Genomic DNA, 21,118 nt, shown 5'->3' with positions numbered 1-21,118 from the left:
AAGCCAAAAAAATGGCACACATTGTAACCCTAAAAACACCTTCCAGAGAAGATTGGTTGCAGCAACTTGCTGATGTTGTCACTGAACCTGATGAATTACTGCGGATTTTAGCCCTGGATCAGCACACTGAGCTGGCCGACGGGGCGGAGGCGCGGCGTCTTTTCGCCTTGCGCGTTCCCCGTGCATTCATCAACCGGATGAAGAAAGGTGATGCGCACGACCCGCTGCTGCTTCAGGTACTGACTCAACGCCAGGAATTCATCGATGCGCCAGGTTATAGCACCGATCCGCTGGATGAACAAAGCAACGTTGTCCCTGGTTTGCTGCATAAATACCAAAACCGCGCCTTATTGCTGGTGAAAGGCGGCTGTGCGGTCAACTGTCGCTACTGCTTCCGCCGTCATTTTCCTTACCAGGATAATCAGGGAAATAAGCGTAACTGGCAGGCGGCACTGGACTATATCGCCGAGCATCCGGAGCTGGATGAGATCATCTTCTCCGGCGGCGATCCGCTGATGGCAAAAGATCATGAACTCGCCTGGCTGATTGCGGCGCTGGAGAAAATCCCGCACCTGAAAAGGCTGCGTATCCATAGCCGTTTACCGGTGGTGATCCCGGCGCGGATTACCGACGCACTCTGCCAGATGCTCAGTGAAACACGGCTGCAGGTGCTGATGGTGACGCACATCAACCACGCGCAGGAGATTGACGATGCGCTGCGTGAGGCGATGAGAGAGCTGAAGCGTGCAGGCGTGACGCTGCTCAATCAGAGCGTGCTGCTACGCGGCGTCAACGACAATGCCCGGACGCTGGCAACGCTGAGCAATGCGCTGTTCGATGCGGGCATTCTGCCCTACTACCTGCACGTGCTGGACAAGGTGCAGGGTGCCGCCCATTTCTTTGTCTCAGATGATGAAGCCCGTCAGCTGGTAAGGGCCTTACTGTCACAGGTTTCCGGCTATCTGGTGCCGAAGCTAGCGCGGGAAATTGGCGGCGAGCCGAGTAAAACGCCGCTGGATCTACAGCTGCGTCAGGAATAAAAACGGCCGGCGCAAGGCCGGCCGTCTGAAGAAGGCATGATGCCGGATTCACCTTACGGGCACTTGTAAACCTGGCCAGACATTTTACTGTCGAGTGGTGCGAACGCGGACAGCAGGTTCTGCGTCGGGCTGGTTGCGCCGTAAATCACGTTACCGCCCATTTCCGCTGCACGGTTGCGCAGGTCATTTGCTGCACCGCGCAGCGCGCTGGTTTCACCGCCTGCCCCGCTCAGCCAGTTACTCTGTGAGCCGGTGAGATTCCCCAGAAGCTGACACTCACTGCCGGGCTGCTGATCGGTAAAAGTCACGCGCTGGCCTGCCGAGGAGAGTTGAGTAGAGCTGCTACAGCCCGCCAGCAATAACGCGCCAGCCGTCAGTCCGAGCAAGAGGTTAATCCGCATTGTAATCCCCATTTATTATCATCAGAGTCGGGTGGCAGCGTAGCAGAAAAAAGTTTTTTCTTTCTGCACATTCATTGCCCTTATCCCGTTATATCGTCTCAATATTTCATGCCGCTTGCAGGCTGACAAGCATGCCGATCCTGATGGGCTGGTTTAAGCCAGTGGATCCGGCGGCGCAGCAGCAGACAGCGTGACATATCAAGAGGAAAGACGAACGATTGCGCCACTACTTATACTATTTTCCGCCCCAAAAGAAAAACCCCCGACCGTTTCCGATCGGGGGTTCCTGATGACTTAAGCAGTCAACGGCAAATTACATCATGCCGCCCATACCGCCCATGCCACCCATACCGCCAGCGCCGCCGCCTAAATCAGGTGCGTCGCCTTTTGGCAGGTCAGTGACCATACATTCGGTGGTGATCATCAGACCGGCCACAGAAGCCGCGTACTGCAGAGCAGAACGGGTTACTTTGGTTGGGTCCAGGATACCGAAGTCGATCATGTTGCCGTACTCTTCAGTCTGCGCGTTGTAACCGTAGTTACCGTCGCCCGCTTTCACGTTGTTAGCGACTACAGATGGCTCTTCACCGGCGTTAGACACGATCTGACGCAGTGGAGATTCCATTGCGCGCAGTGCAACTTTGATACCGACGTTCTGATCTTCATTCTGACCACGCAGATCGGCCAGCTGAGCTGCAACGCGAACCAGCGCCACACCACCACCAGCAACCACACCTTCTTCTACCGCAGCACGGGTTGCGTGCAGGGCATCTTCAACGCGGGCTTTCTTCTCTTTCATTTCAACTTCAGTTGCTGCGCCCACTTTCAGAACGGCAACGCCGCCTGCCAGTTTAGCGACACGCTCCTGCAGTTTTTCTTTGTCGTAGTCAGAGGTTGCTTCTTCGATCTGCTGACGAATCTGGGTAACACGGCCCTGAATCGTCGCTTCTTCACCCACACCGTCGATGATGGTGGTAGTGTCTTTGTTGATCACAACGCGTTTTGCCTGACCCAGATCTTCCAGAGCCGCTTTTTCCAGCTCCATGCCGATCTCTTCAGAAATCACAGTACCACCGGTCAGGATAGCGATATCCTGCAGCATGGCTTTACGACGGTCGCCGAAGCCTGGTGCTTTAACCGCAGCCACTTTCACGATGCCGCGCATGGTGTTAACCACCAGGGTAGCCAGCGCTTCGCCTTCAACATCTTCCGCGATGATCAGCAGTGGTTTGCCGGCTTTCGCCACGGCTTCCAGCACTGGCAGCATTTCACGGATGTTAGAGATTTTCTTGTCAGCCAGCAGGATGAACGGAGATTCCAGTTCAATCGCACCGGTTTCTGGTTTGTTGATGAAGTAAGGTGACAGGTAACCGCGATCGAACTGCATACCTTCAACCACATCCAGCTCGTCCTGCAGGCCGGTGCCTTCTTCAACGGTGATCACGCCTTCTTTACCGACTTTCTCCATCGCCTGAGCAATCAGCTGGCCCACGGTTTCATCGGAGTTAGCAGAGATGGTACCAACCTGCGCAATCGCTTTAGAGTCGGAGCACGGTACAGACAGCGCTTTCAGTTTCTCAACCGCAGCGATAACCGCCTGGTCGATACCGCGCTTCAGGTCCATCGGGTTCATACCCGCGGCAACGGCTTTCAGGCCTTCGGTGATGATAGACTGCGCCAGTACGGTAGCGGTGGTGGTGCCGTCGCCCGCAGCGTCGTTCGCTTTAGAGGCAACTTCTTTCACCATTTGCGCGCCCATGTTCTCGAACTTGTCTTCCAGTTCGATTTCACGTGCTACAGAAACACCATCTTTAGTGATGGTCGGTGCACCAAAAGATTTATCCAGAACCACGTTACGGCCTTTCGGGCCCAGGGTAACTTTTACTGCATCTGCCAGTACGTTCACGCCACGCAGCATTTTTACGCGTGCGTCATTACCGAATTTTACGTCTTTAGCTGCCATTTTAAATATCCCTTAAATTCGTTTCGTTCAGTGAATTACGCGAAAAAATTACGCTTCAACAACCGCCAGGATGTCGCTCTCAGAGATGATCAGCACCTCTTCGTTATCGATTTTCTCGGTTTTCGCGCCGTAACCTTCGCTGAAGATCACGATGTCGCCAACCTTCACGTCCAGCGGCTTAACGTCACCACTCTCAAGGATGCGGCCGTTGCCGACAGCCAGCACTTCACCACGGGTGGATTTGCCGGCTGCAGAACCGGTCAGCACGATGCCGCCAGCTGATTTAGCTTCAACTTCTTTACGCTTGACGATAACGCGATCGTGCAATGGACGAATTTTCATTTGATAGCTCTCCTTTGAGAAGTCCAATCATTCAGTTTTGGGGTTGAACACCGGGCTGCATGGCTTCCGGCCTCGTGACCTGAGAGATAGGGCCGCTACCATCTCCTTTCAAGGGGGCGGACAACAAATTTTTTACGCAGATGTGATGAGTGATGGCTTTTTGAGCAATCGGCAAAAAGATCGCCAGCCGAAACAAAAAACGCAACCCGAAGGTTGCGTTTTAACGTGGCGATAACGCCATTAGCGATCTTTCGGATCGTCATGGTGCTCAAGGCGATCGCTATTTTTGCGCTCGAATTCGCCATCCATGGTATAGCCGCTGTCGGGTCCGGCTCCCGGACCGCGCCAGACGCGCAAATGCGGCATCAGCTTCAGCGTCAGATGCTTCTGCACCGGTGGCAACAGCAGCAGCAGGCCCAGCAGGTCGGTAAAGAAGCCGGGCAGCAGCAGTAAAAAACCGGCGATGATCAGCGACACGCTCTTGATCATCTCTTTCGCCGGGCTCTCGTTACGCGCCAGCTTCTCCTGCATCAGCATGAAGTTTTTCATGCCCTGATTTTTGACCAGCGACACCCCGATGCAGGAGGTGAAGACCACCAGCAGCATGGTAAGCAGCACGCCCATGACGTGGGCGACCTGAATAAACAGTGAAATTTCAATCCAGGCCAGGACAAAAAAGACTAATAACGGTATCCAGCGCACCGTACTCTCCTGTAAGTGTGGGCCGATCGGCAGCGCGCCGCTCAGCAGAAAGCGTTCATCTTAATGATGATAAGAAAAGAGATGGGCACCCGTGTCACCATTTTCAACCGATCCTGTCAAATTTATCCCGCAGGGTTAATTTTGTAACCTGTTTCACATATCGTTAACCTGACGGCAGCGTTAAGTGATCTGCATGCGTGCATTTCTGATGCATCAGAATATGATCGTGCTCACCAGTATGAAGACGGATAAAATGTCGGTACGGGTGCACCACGACAAAATAAACACATCATCTGTGATGGTTAGCGGCGACAACAAGAAGGTTATCATGGCGAACAACATTCGTATCGAAGAAGACCTGTTAGGTATGCGCGAAGTGCCGGCGGATGCCTATTATGGCGTTCATACTCTGCGTGCGATTGAAAATTTTTACATCAGCAACAGTAAAATCAGCGACATACCCGAATTTGTCCGCGGGATGGTCATGGTAAAAAAAGCGGCGGCAATGGCCAACAAAGAGCTGCAAACGATCCCCCGCAACATTGCCGATACCATCATTCAGGCCTGCGATGAAGTGCTCAATAATGGCCGTTGCATGGATCAGTTCCCGGTGGATGTCTATCAGGGCGGTGCCGGCACCTCGGTCAACATGAACACCAATGAGGTACTGGCAAACATCGGTCTGGAACTGATGGGCCACCAGAAAGGCGAATATCAGTACCTCAACCCTAACGATCACGTCAACAAATGTCAGTCGACCAACGACGCCTACCCGACCGGTTTCCGCATCGCGGTGTACAGTTCGCTGCTGAAGCTGCTGGATGGCATCAGCCAGCTGGCCGACGGTTTTGAGCGTAAGGCTGACGAGTTCCAGACCATCCTCAAAATGGGCCGCACCCAGTTACAGGATGCGGTGCCGATGACGCTGGGTCAGGAATTTCACGCCTTCAGCGTGCTGCTGAATGAAGAGACCAAAAGCATTCTGCGCACCGGCGAGCTGCTGCTGGAAGTGAACCTCGGCGCGACCGCCATCGGTACCCGCCTGAATACGCCGGACGGTTATCAGCACCTTGCCGTGCAGCGTCTGGCGGAAGTCAGCAACCTGCCGGTGGTGCCGGCGGAAGATCTGATCGAAGCGACCTCAGACTGCGGTGCCTACGTGATGGTGCACTCGTCACTGAAACGCCTGGCGGTGAAGCTCTCTAAGATCTGTAACGACCTGCGCCTGCTCTCTTCCGGTCCGCGCGCTGGCCTGAATGAAATCAACCTGCCGGAGTTACAGGCCGGTTCGTCGATCATGCCAGCCAAAGTCAATCCGGTGGTGCCGGAAGTGGTTAATCAGGTCTGCTTCAAAGTGATCGGCAACGACATTACCGTCACCATGGCTTCCGAAGCCGGTCAGCTGCAGCTGAACGTGATGGAGCCGGTGATTGGCCAGGCGCTGTTTGAATCGATCAGCATCCTGACCAACGCCTGCTACAACCTGCTGGAGAAATGCGTCAACGGCATTACCGCCAACCGCGCGGTGTGCGAAGCCTACGTCTTTAACTCAATCGGCATCGTCACCTACCTTAACCCGTATATCGGCCACCATAACGGCGATATCGTCGGCAAAATCTGCGCCGAAACCGGTAAAAGCGTACGTGAAGTGGTGCTGGAACGCGGCTTGCTGACCGAAAGCGAGCTGGACGATATTTTCTCGGTCCAGAACCTGATGTATCCGGTTTATAAAGCAAAACGTTATACCGACGAAAACGAGCAGTAAGGTTTAACCGACGCTGGTTGACTAAAGGCACACCGCGATCAACACGGTGTGCCTTTTTCTTTGGTAAACAGCACAACTGATTTTCTCAGGTTAAATACTCAGGAGTGATGCATGTTTGTGGTTGAGCTGCTGGTCGTCTTACTGGCGATCTGGTTGGGTGCGCGCCTTGGCGGCATTGGCATTGGGTTCGCTGGCGGCATGGGCGTGCTGATCCTGACGCTGGGCTTTGGCCTGCCGCCGGGCATGATTCCGTTCGACGTGATCGAAATTATCATGGCGGTCATTGCGGCTATCGCGGCCATGCAGGTGGCTGGCGGGATGGATTATCTGGTCAGCCTCGCCGAACGGCTGCTGCGCCGCCATCCGCGTCACGTCACGCTGCTGGCACCGCTGGTGACCTATCTGATGACGCTGCTGGCCGGTACCGGTCATACGGCCTTCTCGACGCTGCCGGTGATCGCTGAAGTGGCGAAAGAGCAAGGCGTCCGCCCTTCGCGCCCGCTGTCAATCGCCGTGGTCGCTTCACAGATCGCCATTACCGCCTCGCCCATTTCAGCCGCGGTGGTGTTCTTCGCCACTCTGCTTGAGCCGCGTGGCATCAGCTACATTACGCTGCTGGCTATCGCCATCCCCTCGACCATGGTCGGCCTGTTTCTGGCCGCGCTGGTGACCAACTTCCTCGGCAAAGAGCTGAAGGATGATCAGATCTACCAGGCGCGGCTGGCAAAAGGTGACGTCACGCTGCGCGGTGCCAGCGTCTACCAGCCCACGCCGGGCGCGAAAAAATCGGTGCTGCTGTTTCTGCTCGGCATCATCGCCGTGGTGGTCTACGCCACTCTCACCAGCGCCAGCGTTGGGCTGATCGCCAACCCGCTGCTGCCGCGTAATGAAGCGATTGTGGTGTTTATGCTGACTATCGCCACCCTGATCAGCCTGACCTGTAAGCTGGATACCAGCGAGATCCTCAGCGCCAGCACCTTCAAGTCCGGCATGAGTGCCTGTATCTGCGTGATGGGTGTCGCCTGGCTGGGCGATACCTTTGTTAAAGCCCACCTGGCAGAGATCCAGATGGTGGCCGGCGATATGCTGAAAACCTACCCGTGGATGCTGGCGCTGGTGCTGTTCTTCGCCTCAATGCTGCTCTACTCGCAGGCGGCGACCACTAAGGCGCTGATGCCTGCCGCCTTACTGCTGGGCGTGTCGCCACTTACCGCCATCGCCTCGTTTGCCGCGGTTTCGGCGCTGTTCGTCCTGCCGACCTACCCGACTTTACTGGCGGCCGTGGAGATGGATGACACCGGATCGACCCGGATTGGCAAGTTTGTTTTCAACCATGCCTTTATTATTCCCGGCGTGATCGCCATTACGCTGTCGGTGATGGCGGGCTTTGTCTTTGGCGGGATGCTGTTATAGCCCGATAACCGCGTCGCTGACTGAGCGTGCTATCATCGGGCTCTTTTAAACAGGAGCATTACGATGAATGCCATCGTTGTCCTTTGCACCGCGCCCGATCAGGCGACGGCGCAACGTCTGGCCGCCCTGGCGCTTGAGGCCAGACTGGCGGCCTGCGTTACGCTGCTTGCCGGGTGCCACCTCGTATTACGTCTGGCAGGGCCAGCTCGAACAGAGCAGCGAAGTACAGATGCTGCTGAAATGCGATAGCGATCACCAGCAGGCACTGTTCGATCTGCTCAGGCAGGCGCACCCCTACGATGTGCCTGAACTGCTGGCGCTTCCGGTTCAACATGGAGACAGTGAATACTTGTCATGGCTGCACGCATCTCTCGCTTAATTACGCTGCTGCTGGTGCTGTTTATCAGCCTGCAGGCGCACGCATCGCTTTTTTCCAACCCCGCCAGCAGCCGCTTTGTCCCGGTCGATCAGGCGTTTGGTTTTGATTTCGACCAGCAGGGGGCGCAGCTCAACCTGCACTGGAAAGTAAAATCGGGTTACTACCTCTATCGTCAGCAGATCCACCTCACGCCGGCCAACGCCACGCTGGCACCGCTGACGCTGCCCGCCGGTCAGCCACATGAAGATGAATTCTACGGCAAGAGCGAGATCTATCGGCAGGATCTGACGGTGCCGGTGACGCTACAGCAGGCCGCCCGTGGTGCCACGCTCAGCGTCACCTATCAGGGCTGTGCTGCCGCCGGATTCTGTTATCCCCCTGAAACCCGCACCGTGCCGCTGAGTCCGGTAACGGCCAGCACTGCTGCGCCGCCGGTGAATACCGCGCCTGCACCCGCCACTCCGCTGCCGTTTTCGCCGCTGTGGGCGTTGCTGATCGGTATTGGCGTCGCCTTCACGCCCTGCGTGCTGCCGATGTACCCGCTGATTTCCGGCATTATTCTCGGCGGCCAGCGCCACTATTCGATCGGCCGGCTGTTCGCGCTGGCGATGGTCTATGTGCAGGGCATGGCGCTGACCTATACCCTGCTGGGTCTGGTGGTGGCCGCTGCCGGTCTGCGTTTCCAGGCGGCTCTGCAACATCCGTGGGTGCTGTCGGCGCTGTCGGTGCTATTTATCGTGCTGGCGCTGTCGATGTTTGGTCTGTTTACGCTGCAACTGCCAGCCAGCCTGCAAACCCGTTTAACCTTGTGGAGCAATCGCCAGCAGGGTGGCTCGCTGCCAGGGGTATTTTTGATGGGCGCGCTGGCCGGTTTAATCTGCTCCCCCTGCACCACCGCGCCGCTCAGCGCTATTCTGCTGTATATCGCCCAGAGCGGTAATTTGTGGGCCGGTGCCGGCACCCTCTGGCTCTATGCGGTCGGGATGGGCTTACCGCTGATCGCCGTGACCCTGTTTGGCAATAAGCTGCTGCCGAAGAGCGGACCGTGGATGCAGACGGTAAAAGAGGGCTTTGGTTTTGTTATCCTGGCGCTGCCGGTTTTTCTGATGGAGCGGGTGCTGGGCGACCTGTGGGGGCTGCGGCTGTGGAGCCTGCTGGGCGTGGCCTTCTTTGGCTGGGCGTTCAGCGTCAGCCTGCGCGCCAGCAGCGGCAAGTGGCGCGTGGTGCAGATTATCGTGCTGGCCGCCGCACTGATCAGCGCCCGTCCGCTACAGGACTGGGCATTTGGCAGCGCAGCGCAGCAGCAGCAGGCTGTCGCCCACCTGCCGTTCCAGACCGTTCAGACTCCGCAGCAGTTGCAGACGGCGTTACAACAGGCCAACGGCCGCATCACCATGGTCGATCTGTATGCCGACTGGTGTGTTGCCTGTAAAGAGTTTGAAAAATACACCTTTAGCGACAGCGCGGTACGCGATAGCCTGAGTCGGGTGCAGCTGTTACAGGCCAACGTGACCGCCAATAGCGCCAGCGATAATGCGCTGTTGCAGCATCTTCAGGTGCTGGGATTACCGACCATTTTATTCTTTGATGCGCAAGGCCACGAGATCGCTGACTCGCGCATTACCGGGTTTCTCAATGCCGCCGATTTCCGGGCGCATTTGCAGAAACTCACCCCGTAAACAACACTGGAGTCAGGCTTGTGCCCGGTGAACAGCCGGGCCTGCATACCAGAGGAGAGTCACTTGCAGCGTGAACAAATACTCGAGCATGCACTGAATGTGCTTGAACAGAACGGCCTCGCCGCCACCCTCTCATTGGAAACCCTGGCGGGCCAGACCGACCTTTCTCTCGATCAGCTCCGGCTGTTCTGGCCCGATCGTGACGCCCTGCTCTACGATGCGCTGCGCTATCACGCTCAGCAGATTGATACCTGGCGGCGTCAGATCATGCTGGATGAGACGCTGTCGCCGGAGCAGAAGCTAATGGCGCGTTATGAAGTGTTAAGTGAACATGTCAGCAAAGGCCGCTTCCCCGGCTGTCTGTTTATCGCCGCCTGCAGTTTCTATCCGCAGCCGGATCAGCCAATTCATCAACTGGCGGAACAGCAGAAGCGCGCATCATGGCAGTTTACGCATGAAATTCTGCTAGACCAGGCGCTGGATAACCCGAGCATGGTGGCCGATCAGATGGAGCTGATTCTGGAAGGCTGCCTGAGCAAGCTGCTGGTGAAGCGCAACGTGCAGGATGTCGCCACGGCTCAGCGGCTGGCGGAAGATGTTTACAGCATTGCGTTGTGCCGTAAAAACGGCGCGCTGGCCTGAGGCTTTACCCGCTTTGACTGAAAATCAGGCAATCAGTCACGTTTCCCGTGGTTTTTTGGTGAAAGCCGTTGACGCCCGGCGGCCTTTACGGTTTAATGCGCCCCGTTGCCCGAATAGCTCAGTCGGTAGAGCAGGGGATTGAAAATCCCCGTGTCCCTGGTTCGATTCCGGGTTCGGGCACCATCTTTAAAGAACCCGCCTCTGGCGGGTTTTTGCTTTTCAGAGCAACGAACCCGGCTTCGAAGGTTCGATGTACTCGCCACTTCCCTGTGGCTCGCCCTGCGGGTCTGCACGCCAGCGTGCGATGAAAAAATGCTCCCGGCATTTTTTTCCGGGTTCGGGCACCATATTTAAAGAACCCGCCTCTGGCGGGTTTTTGCATTTCAGCGCGGCGAACCCGGCTCCGAAGGTTTACTCCACGCCTTGCCTCAGCACTCAACCCATACCGCACCGGCATCCGCTGATTTCACGCACTGCGCCACCCAGCGCACGCCCATCAATCCGGCATGCACATCGGGATACCAGAAATCCTGCAGGAAGGCGCTGTCGCCACGATCGCTGGCGTCCATTGCCAGCGCGAAGCGACGGTAAAGGTTCGACCAGGCTTCGAACAGCCCTTCGGAATGACCGCCGCCGATACGGTCCTCCTCCAGTGCGCGCGGGCTGAGATACCCCATGCCACGCTCCAGAATCCGCACCGGTTCGCCCTGCACTTCATAACGCAGCTGATTTGGCTGCTCATCCCACCACTCCAGGCTGGCTTTAGCGCCCACCACCCGAATCTTCTGGCCGTGCATTGAGCCGGCATTCACCGCCGAGGCCCACAGCGTGCCAACCGCGCCGTTGTCATATTCCATCATCACAAAGGCGTTATCTTCCAGCGGCGCGCGGGTGGCGACAAAACTCTGACGAGAACAGAGCAGCCGCGTCACTTTCAGCTGTGGCAGCATCGTTTCTGCAATAAACAGCGGATGCGTAGCGAGATCGCCCAGTACATAGCTCGGGCCGACAAAGCGCGGATCGACCCGCCAGCGGGTGCTTTCACTCTGTAACTCCACCGCCTCGTTGTGGAAGCCGTGAGCAAACTGCATATTGACGATGCGGATCTCACCCAGCGCACCGGCGGCGATCATCTCGCGCGCCTGATGGACCAGCTGATGCCCGGCATAGCCGTAGGTCACGCCGACCACCTTCTGCTTTTGCCGGCTCAGCTGTTCCAGCTCATCCGCCTCTTCGACGGTAAAGCAGAGCGGCTTCTCGCACACCACGTGCAGTCCGGCGTTCAGCGCCGCGCGACAGATAGCGAAATGGGTGTTATTGGGCGTGGCGATCGAGACCGCTTCAATCCCGTCCTCCCGTTCGGCTTCTGCGGCAAACAGGCTGGCATAATCGGGATAACAGCGTTCTGACGCCACGCCAAGCGCATTGCCAAATTCACGCCCGCGTGCGGCATCAATATCAAACGCGCCCGCCAGCAACGAAAAGTTGCCGTCACGCAGCGCCGCTGAACGGTGGATATACCCAATCTGGCTGGTCCCGCCGCCGCCAACCATGCCCCAGCGCAACGAGCGATTCAGTGCTTTTTTACCGTTAATCATGATGCTCTCCTCAGAATCCGATTGAGCGCAGGTAGTGCAGGCTGGCGGTAACATCAGCCAGGCTGGTGTCGGCCTGGCGCGGGTCACGCTCCTGTTCGATGGTGATCCAGCCCTGATAGTCACGCTCTGCCAGCAGAGCGCGCACCGCCGGATAGTCGATCGCGCCCAGCCCCAGTGGGCACAGCACGCCTTCAGCGCAGGCGCTAAAGAAGTCGAGTCCGCGCGTAATGGCGTCGCGCCACCGTTGATGATGAACGTCTTTGAAATGCAGGTAGTCGATGCGCGCCCAGTAACGTTGCAGCGCGTCAATCGGGTCCATCCCGGCATAGTAGAGATGGCCGGTGTCGAGACATAAACCGGCCACCTGATGCGGAATATCGTTCACCAGCCGCGCCAGTTCATCGGCGAACTCAATACAGCCGCCCGCATGCGGATGGATCACCGCCCGCACGCCATACTCCTGCCAGGCGATCTGACTCAGAATGGTGATGTGCTGCATCATGCGTTGCCACGCCTCATCGTCGAGCCGCGGCGATTTTTCCGGCTGGCCGGCATATTTCGCCCGCTGCGGATTGCCAAAATCGATGATCACCAGATAAGGCGGCGGCGCGTTAACGCCTGCGGTTTTTGTTGCAGTCGGGACCTGCGCCAGGTTGCGGCACAGGTTGTGGGTTAGCGTCACCAGCGCCGGAAAATGCGCTTCACTGACTAAATCATCAAAAATGGTGCCCGCCACCAGCGACAGGCCATGGTAATTAAGCTGCCGCGTCAGCTCATCGGGATCGGTTGGCAGATAGCCCCAGGGACCCAGCTCGATACTGCGGTAGCCCGCCTGCGCGGCCTCCGTCAGCACTTTCTGGCAGGGCGGCAGCCATGGATTATTCGGATCGTCTACGCCCCAGCTGCAGGGCGCGTTTGCAATGTGTAGGGTCATGATACCTGCCTGTGCGATGAGAACTGCTGGCAGTATCAAATAAAAATTTCATCACAGACAACAATGAAAGTTTCATTTTTTGATAGCGATCGCGTTTAATACCTTCATTTTATGATAGGTTTTTATCATACGCAGATTAAGACTGCCGTTTTACAGGTTTTCGCGCGTCACCAGTTCGAACGGTACGGTCACCTGGGCGAAGTAATCGCGCTGTTCGCTCCCGCCGTTCAGGCAGGTGGCAAGCACCGCATCGGCCATCACATCAATCCGGTGCCGCAGCATCAGCGAGATGGTGCCGTCAATCAGCGCCAGCTCATCGCCCGGCAGCGGACCGTGGCACAGCAAATCAATCTGTCGGCGGCCGCTGTCTCGCAGGGCCTGCACCACCCCCTCAATACCGCCGCAGGGCGCATAAATCATCACCAAATCATCATGCTGCTCGAGTAACTGCCGGGTGGCCTGATAGCCACCTTCATTTGATTCATGGGTTTTTAACGGTTCAAGCACCCGCTGGCTGACGCCCGCTTCACGCAGATAGGAACGGAAGCTGATCTCGCTGCTCTCCTGACAGGTAAAGCGGTGGTCGCCAAGCAATACGCCGACGCAGCCCGGCTGACGCAGCAGATGTTGCGCCATCCAGGCGGCGGTTCGCCCTGCCTTCTGATTATCAATGCCAATAAAACCGGCGTGCTCGCAGGGCGAAAAATCTGACAACAGAGCGTAGACCCGCACGCCCAGCCGCGACACATCCTGGATAGCGTGACGGATTAAGGGATGATCCAGCGCCACCAGGCCAATCACATCGTTCCGCTGCGCGAGCTGGCGCAGAGAGCGGGCGACCACCTCCACTTCGTGAATGTCGTGCCAGCAAAATTCGGTTTCGCTGCCCGCTGGCTGATGCCCGCGCGCCCGCTGTTGCAGCGCCTCACCCAGCTGCTGATAAAATGAATAACGGGCCGGCAGCAGGATAAAACCAAAGCGCAGCTGAGCCGTAGCGGGTTGTGTCGCGGGCAGACTGTACGCCGCAGGCAGCCGATAACCGAGCTGTCGGGCCGCCGCCAGCACCTTCTGCTCGGTTACGCCGCGCACGGGTGCCCGGCGGTTAAGCACCCGATCGACCGTCGCCACTCCTACGCCTGCCGCGTCTGCAATTGCCGTCATGGTTACTTTTGACATCATTCTTCTCCCGCTATCGATCCTCAATTGCCGAAACGGGCGGTTCCCCTTCAGCGTTTCCCCTGCCGTGGTGCGACAGCAGTTAATCCTGTCACCACCCGGCGTATTTTCTCTCATTTTTTTGATAGAAAATACTTCATTACTTTGATCACCTTCGCAAAATGAAATTTTCATTTCTTTTTTGATTCTTTTTAAAACGTGCATTTGCTAAAACGGGTAAAAATCTGGCGTTAACTTCCCTGATGGAATCGCATCATCAAATGATTAGAGCGGTGGCAGCAGGCTTTCTATAGTGGGGTTCTGACTGGACCCTGCACGTAAAAGAAGGAATGGGTATGTTTCCCTCAACGCTTCCCACCCCACGCTTACCCGATGCCCGAACCCTGCCGTCGCTGCGCTGGGGCATTATCGGTCCCGGCTGGATTGCCGACCATTTTGCGCAGGCGCTGCGCCACCATACCGACCAGCAACTGACGGTTGTGGCGGGCCGTAATCCGGCTAAAGCCCAGGCGTTTGCCGAAAAGTGGTCAATTGCTTATGCCACCAGCAGCATGGATGCGCTGCTGGCGCGTGAGGATGTCGACGCGGTCTATATCGCCACGCCGCATAATCACCATTTTCCGGATGGCCTGCGCGCTATCGCGGCGGGAAAGCACCTGCTGATTGAGAAACCGCTGGCGCTGAATGCGCAGCAGGCAACCCAGCTGAAGCAGGCCGCTGCGGCCCGCAATCTGCTGTGTATCGAAGCAATGTGGTGCAACTTCGCAGCGAAATATGACGTCATCCGGCAGTTACTGGCGGATGGCGTGCTCGGCGAGGTTCACACCCTGATTGCCGACCACGGCGAATTTTTTACCGCGGATCACCGCATCTTTAACCACGATCTGGCGGGTGGGCCGATGCTCGATCTCGGCAGTTATCTGGTGGCGCTCAGCGTGTTTATCGGCGGTGGCGCGCCCGACAGCATCATTGCCAGAGGCCAGCCGGTGCCCGGTGGCAGCGTAAACGGTCAGACCTCAATGCTGCTGACACATCGCCACGGCATGCATTCGCTGCTGAATACCACGTTGTTCAGCAACACGCCCGGCGGCGCGGTGATTGCCGGCAGTGAAGCCAGCCTGGTGCTGGAGGGGCAGTTCTATGCGCCAGGCAATTTCCGCCTCACCTCCAGCGAGGGTCGCCACAGCCTGTACTGGGAAGAACCCGCCAACCGCTATCTGCAGCTGTGTCATGAAATCAACCACTTCGCCTGGTGTATCGGGCAGAACCTGACTGACTCGCCGATCCATCCGCTCGACCAGGCGATTACTACCCTGGCCACGATAGACAATATCAGGCAGCAGATCGGCGTCACTTTTAATGAAGAACAGTAACGTTAATGTTTCCGGAGCAGACAGATGAAAATCGCTTTTGATGTGGATGTGATTAAAGACCTCGGCATCACCCGTATGGTCCATCAGGTGGCTGACTGGGGGTATAAATATATCGAACAGTCGCCGCATCCGCAGATCAACCCGTTTTATAAGCATCCCAAAGCCAGCCGCGAAATCATGACTGAATATAAAAACGCGCTGCGTGCCACCGGGCTGGAGATCTCCTCGTTTATCGTGGTCTATCGCTGGTCCGGTCCGGACGAACTGCGTCGCCAGGCCGCGGTGAAGAACTGGAAACGGATGATTGAAATTGCGGTTGAGATGGGCGTGCAGGTGATCAACACCGAACTCTCCGGCACGCCTAACGAGCCGGAGATCTGTGAAGAGATGTTTTATCGTTCGATGGAGGAGCTACTGCCGATTATCGAACGTGAGGGGATCCGGGTCGAGATTCAGGCGCACCCGTGGGATTTCTGCGAAGAGAACAATGAAACGGTGGATATCGTGAAGTCGTTTCGCAGCGATAACGTCAAGTATATCTACAGTGCGCCGCACACCTTCTTCTATGACAAAGGCAAAGGCGATGTAAAACCGATGCTGGAGTATGCCGGAGACGATCTGTCGCACATGCTGATCGCTGACACCATGAACCACACCAAACATTGCCGCTACATCGTTAACCCGCCCGGCGTTGATGCCACGATTCACCAGCACGTCGGCGTCGGCGAAGGCGAAGTCGATTTCGATACCCTGTTCCAGACGCTGCGCGACACTAACTTTGCCACACGCAGTTACAAAGTGGGTGGCGAGCCGATTATCGCCGCCTCGCTGTTTGGTTATCCGGAGAAGATGAAGGTTCAGGCAGTCCAGACCCGCGAATTGATCGAACGCGAGTTACTCAGCAAATAACCTTGCGCAGCCGCAGCCGGCCGCGCTTTGCCGCCTCTCTGCCCGCCTCGCCGCCTGCGCGGCGGGCACGGTTTACCCTTTCGTCTATCGCAATTCCCGCAGCCTACCCCCCGCATCGCCGGTCATTCACCTGGCCGCGATCACCGCCAGCAGAGTTAAACCGGCTTTTATCCACCTGCTACACTCCAGACAAACATCACACCACAAGGCGAACCTTCACTATGTCGGAAAATGCATATCAGCCCGCAAAAGTCTGGAGCTGGGATCCCGAAGCAAAAGGCAACGGCGCAAAAACCAATCGCCCGTTCGCTGGCCCTACCCATGAAAAAGCGCTGCCGGTCGGCAAGCATCCTTTGCAGCTCTATTCGCTCGGCACGCCGAACGGCCAGAAAGTAACCATCCTGCTGGAAGAGCTGCTGGCGCTTAACGTGATTGATGCCGAATATGATGCCTGGCTGATCCGCATCGGCGAAGGCGATCAGTTCTCCAGCGGTTTTGTTGAGGTTAACCCTAACTCCAAAATCCCGGCGTTGAGTGATCACTCCGCCACGCCGCCGATTCGGGTGTTTGAATCGGGCAATATCCTGCTCTATCTGGCGGAAAAATTTGGCTACTTCCTGCCAAAAGATCTGGCGCAACGCACCGAAACGCTCAACTGGCTGTTCTGGCTGCAAGGCTCAGCGCCTTATCTCGGCGGCGGTTTTGGCCATTTCTATCACTATGCGCCAGAGAAAATCGAATACGCCATCAACCGCTTTACCCTTGAGGCCAAACGTCAGCTCGACGTGCTGGATCGTCAGCTGGCTGACAATCGCTATCTCGCCGGTGAGGATTACACCATCGCTGACATCGCGACCTGGCCGTGGTACGGCAATCTGGTGCTGAATGACCAGTATGGCGGCGCCGAATTCCTTGATGTGCAGTCCTATAAAAATGTGGTGCGCTGGGCGAAAGAGATTGCTCAGCGTCCTGCCGTGATCCGTGGCCGCAAGGTGAACCGTGTAATGGGCGACCCGGCCGATCAGCTGCATGAGCGTCATGATGCATCTGACTTTGATACCCAGACCCAGGATAAAAAAGCTTAAGGAGACACTCTGTGAGTGCATACGTTGTATTTATTCGTGATAACACCCTGAACCAGGACGAAATGGCGATCTACGCCGAGAAAGCGGGCCAGGCACGCGGCGATCATCCGATCAACCCGCTGGCTTTTTATGGCGAACTGGAAACGCTGGAAGGTCAGGAAGCGGAAGGCGTGGTGATTCTGGAATTCCCGAGCCGTGAAGCAGCACACGCGTGGTATGACAGCCCGGAATATCAGGCGGCCAAAGTGCATCGCCTGAAAGGGGCAAACTATCGCGCGATCCTGGTTCAGGGTATCGACAAATAAAAAAAGGGACGCTGCGGCGTCCCTGAACTTTCAGGCGGCAGCCCTGCCGCCTGCGTCGGTTATTCCAGTCCGATCCGCACCACGCTGTCCGCTCCCTGGCTGCTGTGATCCGCATTAAAGCCCTGCTTCACCGTCACATACAGGGTCTGACCATCGGGTGATACCAGCAGGCTGTTGGGATGACTGTCAAACGACCAGCTGTTTTTCACCGCATAGCTGGTGCCATCCAGCTGCAGCACTTTCTTCGACTCACGCTGACTGATGTAGATCTCATTGCGCTTGCCGTTAAATTTAATCCCCAGTGAATCCCCGAGATCCAGACGCTTAATCACCTTGCCGCTGCGCTCATCAAACACCAGCGTATTTTTAGCTTTTGAATTATCGGTGACAAACAGCCGGCCGGTCGCCGGATCTTCGGCCATATTAAGGAACAGATACTCTTTGCCATCGCCCGCGGTCAGGCGCTGTTCAATTTTGTTATTGCGCGGATTGATCACCAGGATTTCGCCGCTGCCGTTGGCCGCATAAATCCGATCGCTGACCGGAGAATAGATGATGCCGGTGACCCATTTGCCGGCATTTTTAATCCGGGTTTTCAGCGTCAGGGTTTTCGCATCGACCACCCAGATCAGGCCGGGATCGCCGACGCCGCCGACATACAGCAGCCCGTCGTGCAGGAAAATTTCACGCGCGCCGAACGGTAGCCCTTTTTCATTTTTCTCACTGAACATCAGGCGTTTCAGCACTTTGCCACTTTCCGGATCGATGGCCGAGATGCCGCCATCCAGCGAATTGGTGGTGTAGAGCACGCTGCCATCAGGCGCACTGATCAGACCGAAGTTCTTCAGGTCATAATGTCCTTCGCCGGTGGTCTTCAGCGTGGTGGCATCCAGCCGATAGATCATCCCGCCGCTGACGTCTTTAAAGCCCTGCGCACTGGCTACATACAGCGCATTTTTTGCCGGCAGGTAAGCCATTTCATACAGGCCTTCACCCAGTTCGCGCTGGGTCAGATGGCCCTGGCCGGTGGTTTCTACCGTAACCGGCGTGCTGGCGTCTGCTTTTCGGGCCGGCAACTGACACGCGGTCAGGCTGAAGGTGGTGACAATCGCCAGGGCGAGTGCCGCTTTGCGCGGGCTGAATAAGGTTTTCATTCTTAACTCCAGTAAGGGGCGAACGGCTTCCATCAGGCCGCAGCACGGCGGGAAGACACAGAATAAAAAGAATGAGAATCATACTCATTAGTAAAAAAGATGTAAACGCAGCGGTAAACAGGTGCTGGCTCAGCGCCGCGTGTCGCAGGCTATCTCCGGCCGTCGACGACTAGGCTGTCAGAGATCACGGCCCGACCTGCAAATGCTGTTGCAGAAAGGTGACGAAGGCGCTGATGCGTACGGGCAACTGCCGTTGCGCCTGCCAGACGGCAAAAATATCGCCATCCGGTGCCTGCCAGTCCGGCAGCACCGGCAGCAGATCGCCTGCGGCAATGCTGTGCTGCGCATCCCACCATGAACGCAGCAGAATGCCGTGTCCATCCATCGCCAGCCGCATCGCCACTTCACCATCATTGGTAATCAGACTGCCCCGCACCTTCTGACTGACGCTCTGCTCACCGCGCGTCAGCCGCCACAGGGTGAAATCGCTGTCGTGCTGACGCAGCAGAATGCAGTTGTGCTGCGCCAGATCGCGCAACGTCTCCGGCAGACCATGCCGGGCGGCGTAGGCCGGAGAGCAGCAGAGGATGCGCGGATTGGTGCGTAACTTGCGCGCCACCAGCCGGGAGTCAGGCGGTTCGCCGACCCGGATATCGATATCCATGTGCGCATCCAGAAAATTAAGCGGCTGACTGGTGAGCTGCAGTGACAGGGAGAGCTGCGGATGCAGCGCGGCAAATGCCGACACGCAGGGAGCGATATGACGGCGGCCAAAACCAAACGAAGCGTTAATGTTAAGCGTGCCGCGCAGCTGCGCCGTTTCGCCGCTCACCGCCTCTTCCAGCGCCGCCAGCTGGTCCAGCAACGGACGCGCGCCCGCCAGATAGCGCCGCCCTTCCGGCGTCAGCTCCAGCCGGCGGGTGGTACGGCGCAGTAACTGCACGCCGAGCCGCTGCTCCAGCTGGCTCAGTCGTTTGCTGACGGCCGCCAGCGACAGCCCGAGTTCACGGGCGGCGGCGGTCAGGCTGTCCAGTGCGGCAAGCCGTACGAAGAAAGCGAGGTCGTCGGTTGAGGTGCGTGATTCTCTACTTTGATTCAACACTGGATTGCGTTTCAGGCTCATTATTTCCCCGGAATCGACAGTTATACTGCCTGCACAATTCGAACATCAACCGGAAAGGTGCCCTGTGACTAATAAAATCCATCGTATTGCGGTAATTCCTGGCGACGGTATCGGCAAAGAAGTGATGCCGGAAGGCGTGCGCGTAATGAATGCGGCGGCGGAAAAATTCAATATTCCACTGCGCTGGGAGTGGTTTGACTACGCCAGCGCCGACTACTGGCAGCAGCATGGCAAGATGCTGCCTGACGACTGGTTTCCGCAGCTGAAAGCGTTTGATGCTATCTACTTTGGTGCGGTTGGCTGGCCGGACGTGGTACCCGACCACGTTTCCCTGTGGGGCTCGCTGTTGCAGTTCCGCCGCGAGTTCGATCAATATGTCAATCTGCGTCCGGTGCGCCTGATGCCCGGTGTTAAAGCGCCGCTGGCCAACCGTCAGCCGGGCGATATCGACTTCTACGTAGTGCGCGAAAATACCGAAGGCGAATACTCCAGCGTGGGCGGAACCATGTTCCCGGGCACCGAGCGTGAGGTGGTGATCCAGGAAACGGTAATGACCCGCACCGGCGTCGATCGCATCCTGAAATTTGCTTACCAGCTGGCGCAGAGCCGCCCGAAAAAACACCTGACCTCCGCCACCAAATCGAACGGTATTGCGATCACCATGCCTTACTGGGATAGCCGGGTTGAGGCGATGGCTGGCCAGTTCCCCGAGGTGAAGGTCGACAAGTATCATATCGATATCCTCACCGCCAATTTCGTGCTGCATCCGGACTGGTTTGATGTGGTAGTCGCCAGTAACCTGTTTGGCGATATCCTGTCGGATCTCGGTCCGGCCTGTACCGGCACCATCGGCATCGCCCCCTCCGCTAATATCAACCCGGAAGGCCACTTCCCAAGCCTGTTTGAACCGGTGCACGGCTCTGCGCCAGACATTGCTGGTAAAGGCATCGCCAACCCGATTGGACAGATCTGGTGCGGCGCGATGATGCTGGAGCATCTGGGCTATAAAGAGGCAGGTGATGCGGTGTTAGCGGCGATTGAGCGTACGCTGGCCGCAGGTGAGCACCTGACGCGCGACCTCGGCGGCAGCGCCAGCACCGAACAGCTCGGCAGTGCCATCGCCGCCGCGCTGTGA

19 protein-coding genes, 1 tRNA gene and 1 pseudogene are annotated in these 21,118 nt (G+C 57.1%); 12 read left to right on the top strand and 9 right to left on the bottom strand.

What is annotated here, in order from left to right; genetic code table 11:
- Nucleotides 1–11: 11 nt before the first annotated feature.
- On the top strand, nucleotides 12–1,040 hold the full coding sequence (gene epmB, locus AC6I8I_RS01750; RefSeq protein WP_312056999.1) for an EF-P beta-lysylation protein EpmB: 1,029 nt from the start codon (nucleotides 12–14) through the stop codon (nucleotides 1,038–1,040).
- 53 nt (nucleotides 1,041–1,093) lie between these two features.
- On the opposite strand, the gene AC6I8I_RS01745 is transcribed toward epmB, so the two are convergent.
- The 4 genes from AC6I8I_RS01745 to AC6I8I_RS01730 all read right to left on the bottom strand — a co-directional run bounded on the left by AC6I8I_RS01745 (nucleotide 1,094) and on the right by AC6I8I_RS01730 (nucleotide 4,448).
- Complete coding sequence (locus AC6I8I_RS01745) at nucleotides 1,094–1,441, bottom strand: DUF4156 domain-containing protein (protein WP_031375470.1); 348 nt, start codon at nucleotides 1,439–1,441, stop codon at nucleotides 1,094–1,096.
- Between the two features lie 313 nt (nucleotides 1,442–1,754).
- A complete protein-coding gene (gene groL / locus AC6I8I_RS01740) occupies nucleotides 1,755–3,404 on the bottom strand; it encodes a chaperonin GroEL (RefSeq protein WP_003848314.1) in 1,650 nt (549 codons plus the stop codon).
- 48 nt (nucleotides 3,405–3,452) lie between these two features.
- Complete coding sequence (locus AC6I8I_RS01735; protein WP_022625257.1) at nucleotides 3,453–3,746, bottom strand: co-chaperone GroES; 294 nt, start codon at nucleotides 3,744–3,746, stop codon at nucleotides 3,453–3,455.
- A gap of 240 nt (nucleotides 3,747–3,986) precedes the next feature.
- Nucleotides 3,987–4,448, bottom strand: a complete 462-nt coding sequence (locus AC6I8I_RS01730; RefSeq protein ID WP_031375471.1) for an FxsA family protein — start codon at nucleotides 4,446–4,448, stop codon at nucleotides 3,987–3,989.
- 328 nt (nucleotides 4,449–4,776) lie between these two features.
- Here AC6I8I_RS01730 and aspA point away from each other — a divergent pair, with 328 nt between their 5' ends.
- The 6 genes and pseudogenes from aspA (at nucleotide 4,777) to AC6I8I_RS01700 (ending at nucleotide 10,509) form a co-directional block, all read left to right on the top strand.
- Nucleotides 4,777–6,213 (top strand): aspartate ammonia-lyase, encoded by a 1,437-nt coding sequence (gene aspA / locus AC6I8I_RS01725; RefSeq protein WP_312057002.1) that lies wholly within the window; start codon nucleotides 4,777–4,779, stop codon nucleotides 6,211–6,213.
- A 111-nt stretch (nucleotides 6,214–6,324) separates the two neighbouring features.
- Nucleotides 6,325–7,626, top strand: coding sequence for an anaerobic C4-dicarboxylate transporter (locus AC6I8I_RS01720; RefSeq protein ID WP_312057004.1), 1,302 nt, complete (start codon nucleotides 6,325–6,327; stop codon nucleotides 7,624–7,626).
- A gap of 63 nt (nucleotides 7,627–7,689) precedes the next feature.
- Nucleotides 7,690–8,005: pseudogene (cutA, locus tag AC6I8I_RS01715) on the top strand (divalent cation tolerance protein CutA).
- Nucleotides 7,981–9,684, top strand: a complete 1,704-nt coding sequence (locus AC6I8I_RS01710) for a protein-disulfide reductase DsbD (protein WP_312057005.1) — start codon at nucleotides 7,981–7,983, stop codon at nucleotides 9,682–9,684. The pseudogene cutA and the gene AC6I8I_RS01710 overlap by 25 nt, the downstream one beginning before the upstream one ends.
- 63 nt (nucleotides 9,685–9,747) lie before the next feature.
- Nucleotides 9,748–10,326 (top strand): division control transcriptional repressor DicD, encoded by a 579-nt coding sequence (gene dicD / locus AC6I8I_RS01705; RefSeq protein WP_312057006.1) that lies wholly within the window; start codon nucleotides 9,748–9,750, stop codon nucleotides 10,324–10,326.
- A 107-nt stretch (nucleotides 10,327–10,433) separates the two neighbouring features.
- Nucleotides 10,434–10,509, top strand: a tRNA-Phe gene (locus tag AC6I8I_RS01700).
- A gap of 245 nt (nucleotides 10,510–10,754) precedes the next feature.
- Here AC6I8I_RS01700 and AC6I8I_RS01695 read toward each other — a convergent pair.
- From AC6I8I_RS01695 to AC6I8I_RS01685, 3 genes are all read right to left on the bottom strand, one after another.
- Entirely contained in the window at nucleotides 10,755–11,924 is a 1,170-nt protein-coding gene (locus AC6I8I_RS01695) for a Gfo/Idh/MocA family protein (protein ID WP_312057008.1), read from the bottom strand.
- A gap of 10 nt (nucleotides 11,925–11,934) precedes the next feature.
- A complete protein-coding gene (locus AC6I8I_RS01690) occupies nucleotides 11,935–12,858 on the bottom strand; it encodes a TIM barrel protein (protein ID WP_312057009.1) in 924 nt (307 codons plus the stop codon).
- A 150-nt stretch (nucleotides 12,859–13,008) separates the two neighbouring features.
- A complete protein-coding gene (locus tag AC6I8I_RS01685; protein ID WP_312057023.1) occupies nucleotides 13,009–14,034 on the bottom strand; it encodes a LacI family DNA-binding transcriptional regulator in 1,026 nt (341 codons plus the stop codon).
- Between the two features lie 335 nt (nucleotides 14,035–14,369).
- On the opposite strand from AC6I8I_RS01685, the gene AC6I8I_RS01680 reads away from it, so the two are divergent.
- The 4 genes from AC6I8I_RS01680 to AC6I8I_RS01665 all read left to right on the top strand — a co-directional run bounded on the left by AC6I8I_RS01680 (nucleotide 14,370) and on the right by AC6I8I_RS01665 (nucleotide 17,706).
- Entirely contained in the window at nucleotides 14,370–15,407 is a 1,038-nt protein-coding gene (locus AC6I8I_RS01680; protein ID WP_312057010.1) for a Gfo/Idh/MocA family protein, read from the top strand.
- Nucleotides 15,408–15,431: 24 nt separating this feature from the next.
- Nucleotides 15,432–16,316, top strand: coding sequence for a sugar phosphate isomerase/epimerase family protein (locus tag AC6I8I_RS01675; RefSeq protein ID WP_031375479.1), 885 nt, complete (start codon nucleotides 15,432–15,434; stop codon nucleotides 16,314–16,316).
- A gap of 221 nt (nucleotides 16,317–16,537) precedes the next feature.
- Nucleotides 16,538–17,401: a glutathione-dependent disulfide-bond oxidoreductase gene (gene yghU / locus AC6I8I_RS01670; protein ID WP_031375480.1), complete on the top strand. Its 864-nt coding sequence runs from the start codon at nucleotides 16,538–16,540 to the stop codon at nucleotides 17,399–17,401.
- An 11-nt stretch (nucleotides 17,402–17,412) separates the two neighbouring features.
- Entirely contained in the window at nucleotides 17,413–17,706 is a 294-nt protein-coding gene (locus AC6I8I_RS01665; RefSeq protein ID WP_312057012.1) for a DUF1330 domain-containing protein, read from the top strand.
- Nucleotides 17,707–17,765: 59 nt separating this feature from the next.
- Here AC6I8I_RS01665 and AC6I8I_RS01660 read toward each other — a convergent pair whose 3' ends face one another.
- Complete coding sequence (locus AC6I8I_RS01660; protein WP_312057013.1) at nucleotides 17,766–18,860, bottom strand: YncE family protein; 1,095 nt, start codon at nucleotides 18,858–18,860, stop codon at nucleotides 17,766–17,768.
- Between the two features lie 184 nt (nucleotides 18,861–19,044).
- Entirely contained in the window at nucleotides 19,045–19,983 is a 939-nt protein-coding gene (locus tag AC6I8I_RS01655; RefSeq protein WP_312057014.1) for a LysR family transcriptional regulator, read from the bottom strand.
- Between the two features lie 64 nt (nucleotides 19,984–20,047).
- On the opposite strand from AC6I8I_RS01655, the gene AC6I8I_RS01650 reads away from it, so the two are divergent.
- Nucleotides 20,048–21,118 (top strand): tartrate dehydrogenase, encoded by a 1,071-nt coding sequence (locus tag AC6I8I_RS01650; protein WP_312057015.1) that lies wholly within the window; start codon nucleotides 20,048–20,050, stop codon nucleotides 21,116–21,118.

Source organism: Pantoea sp. X-Soil-YNGN-775 (assembly GCF_059730575.1).
The sequence above is the reverse complement of the archived record's forward strand: the minus strand, read 5'-3'. Positions and strand labels throughout refer to the sequence as shown.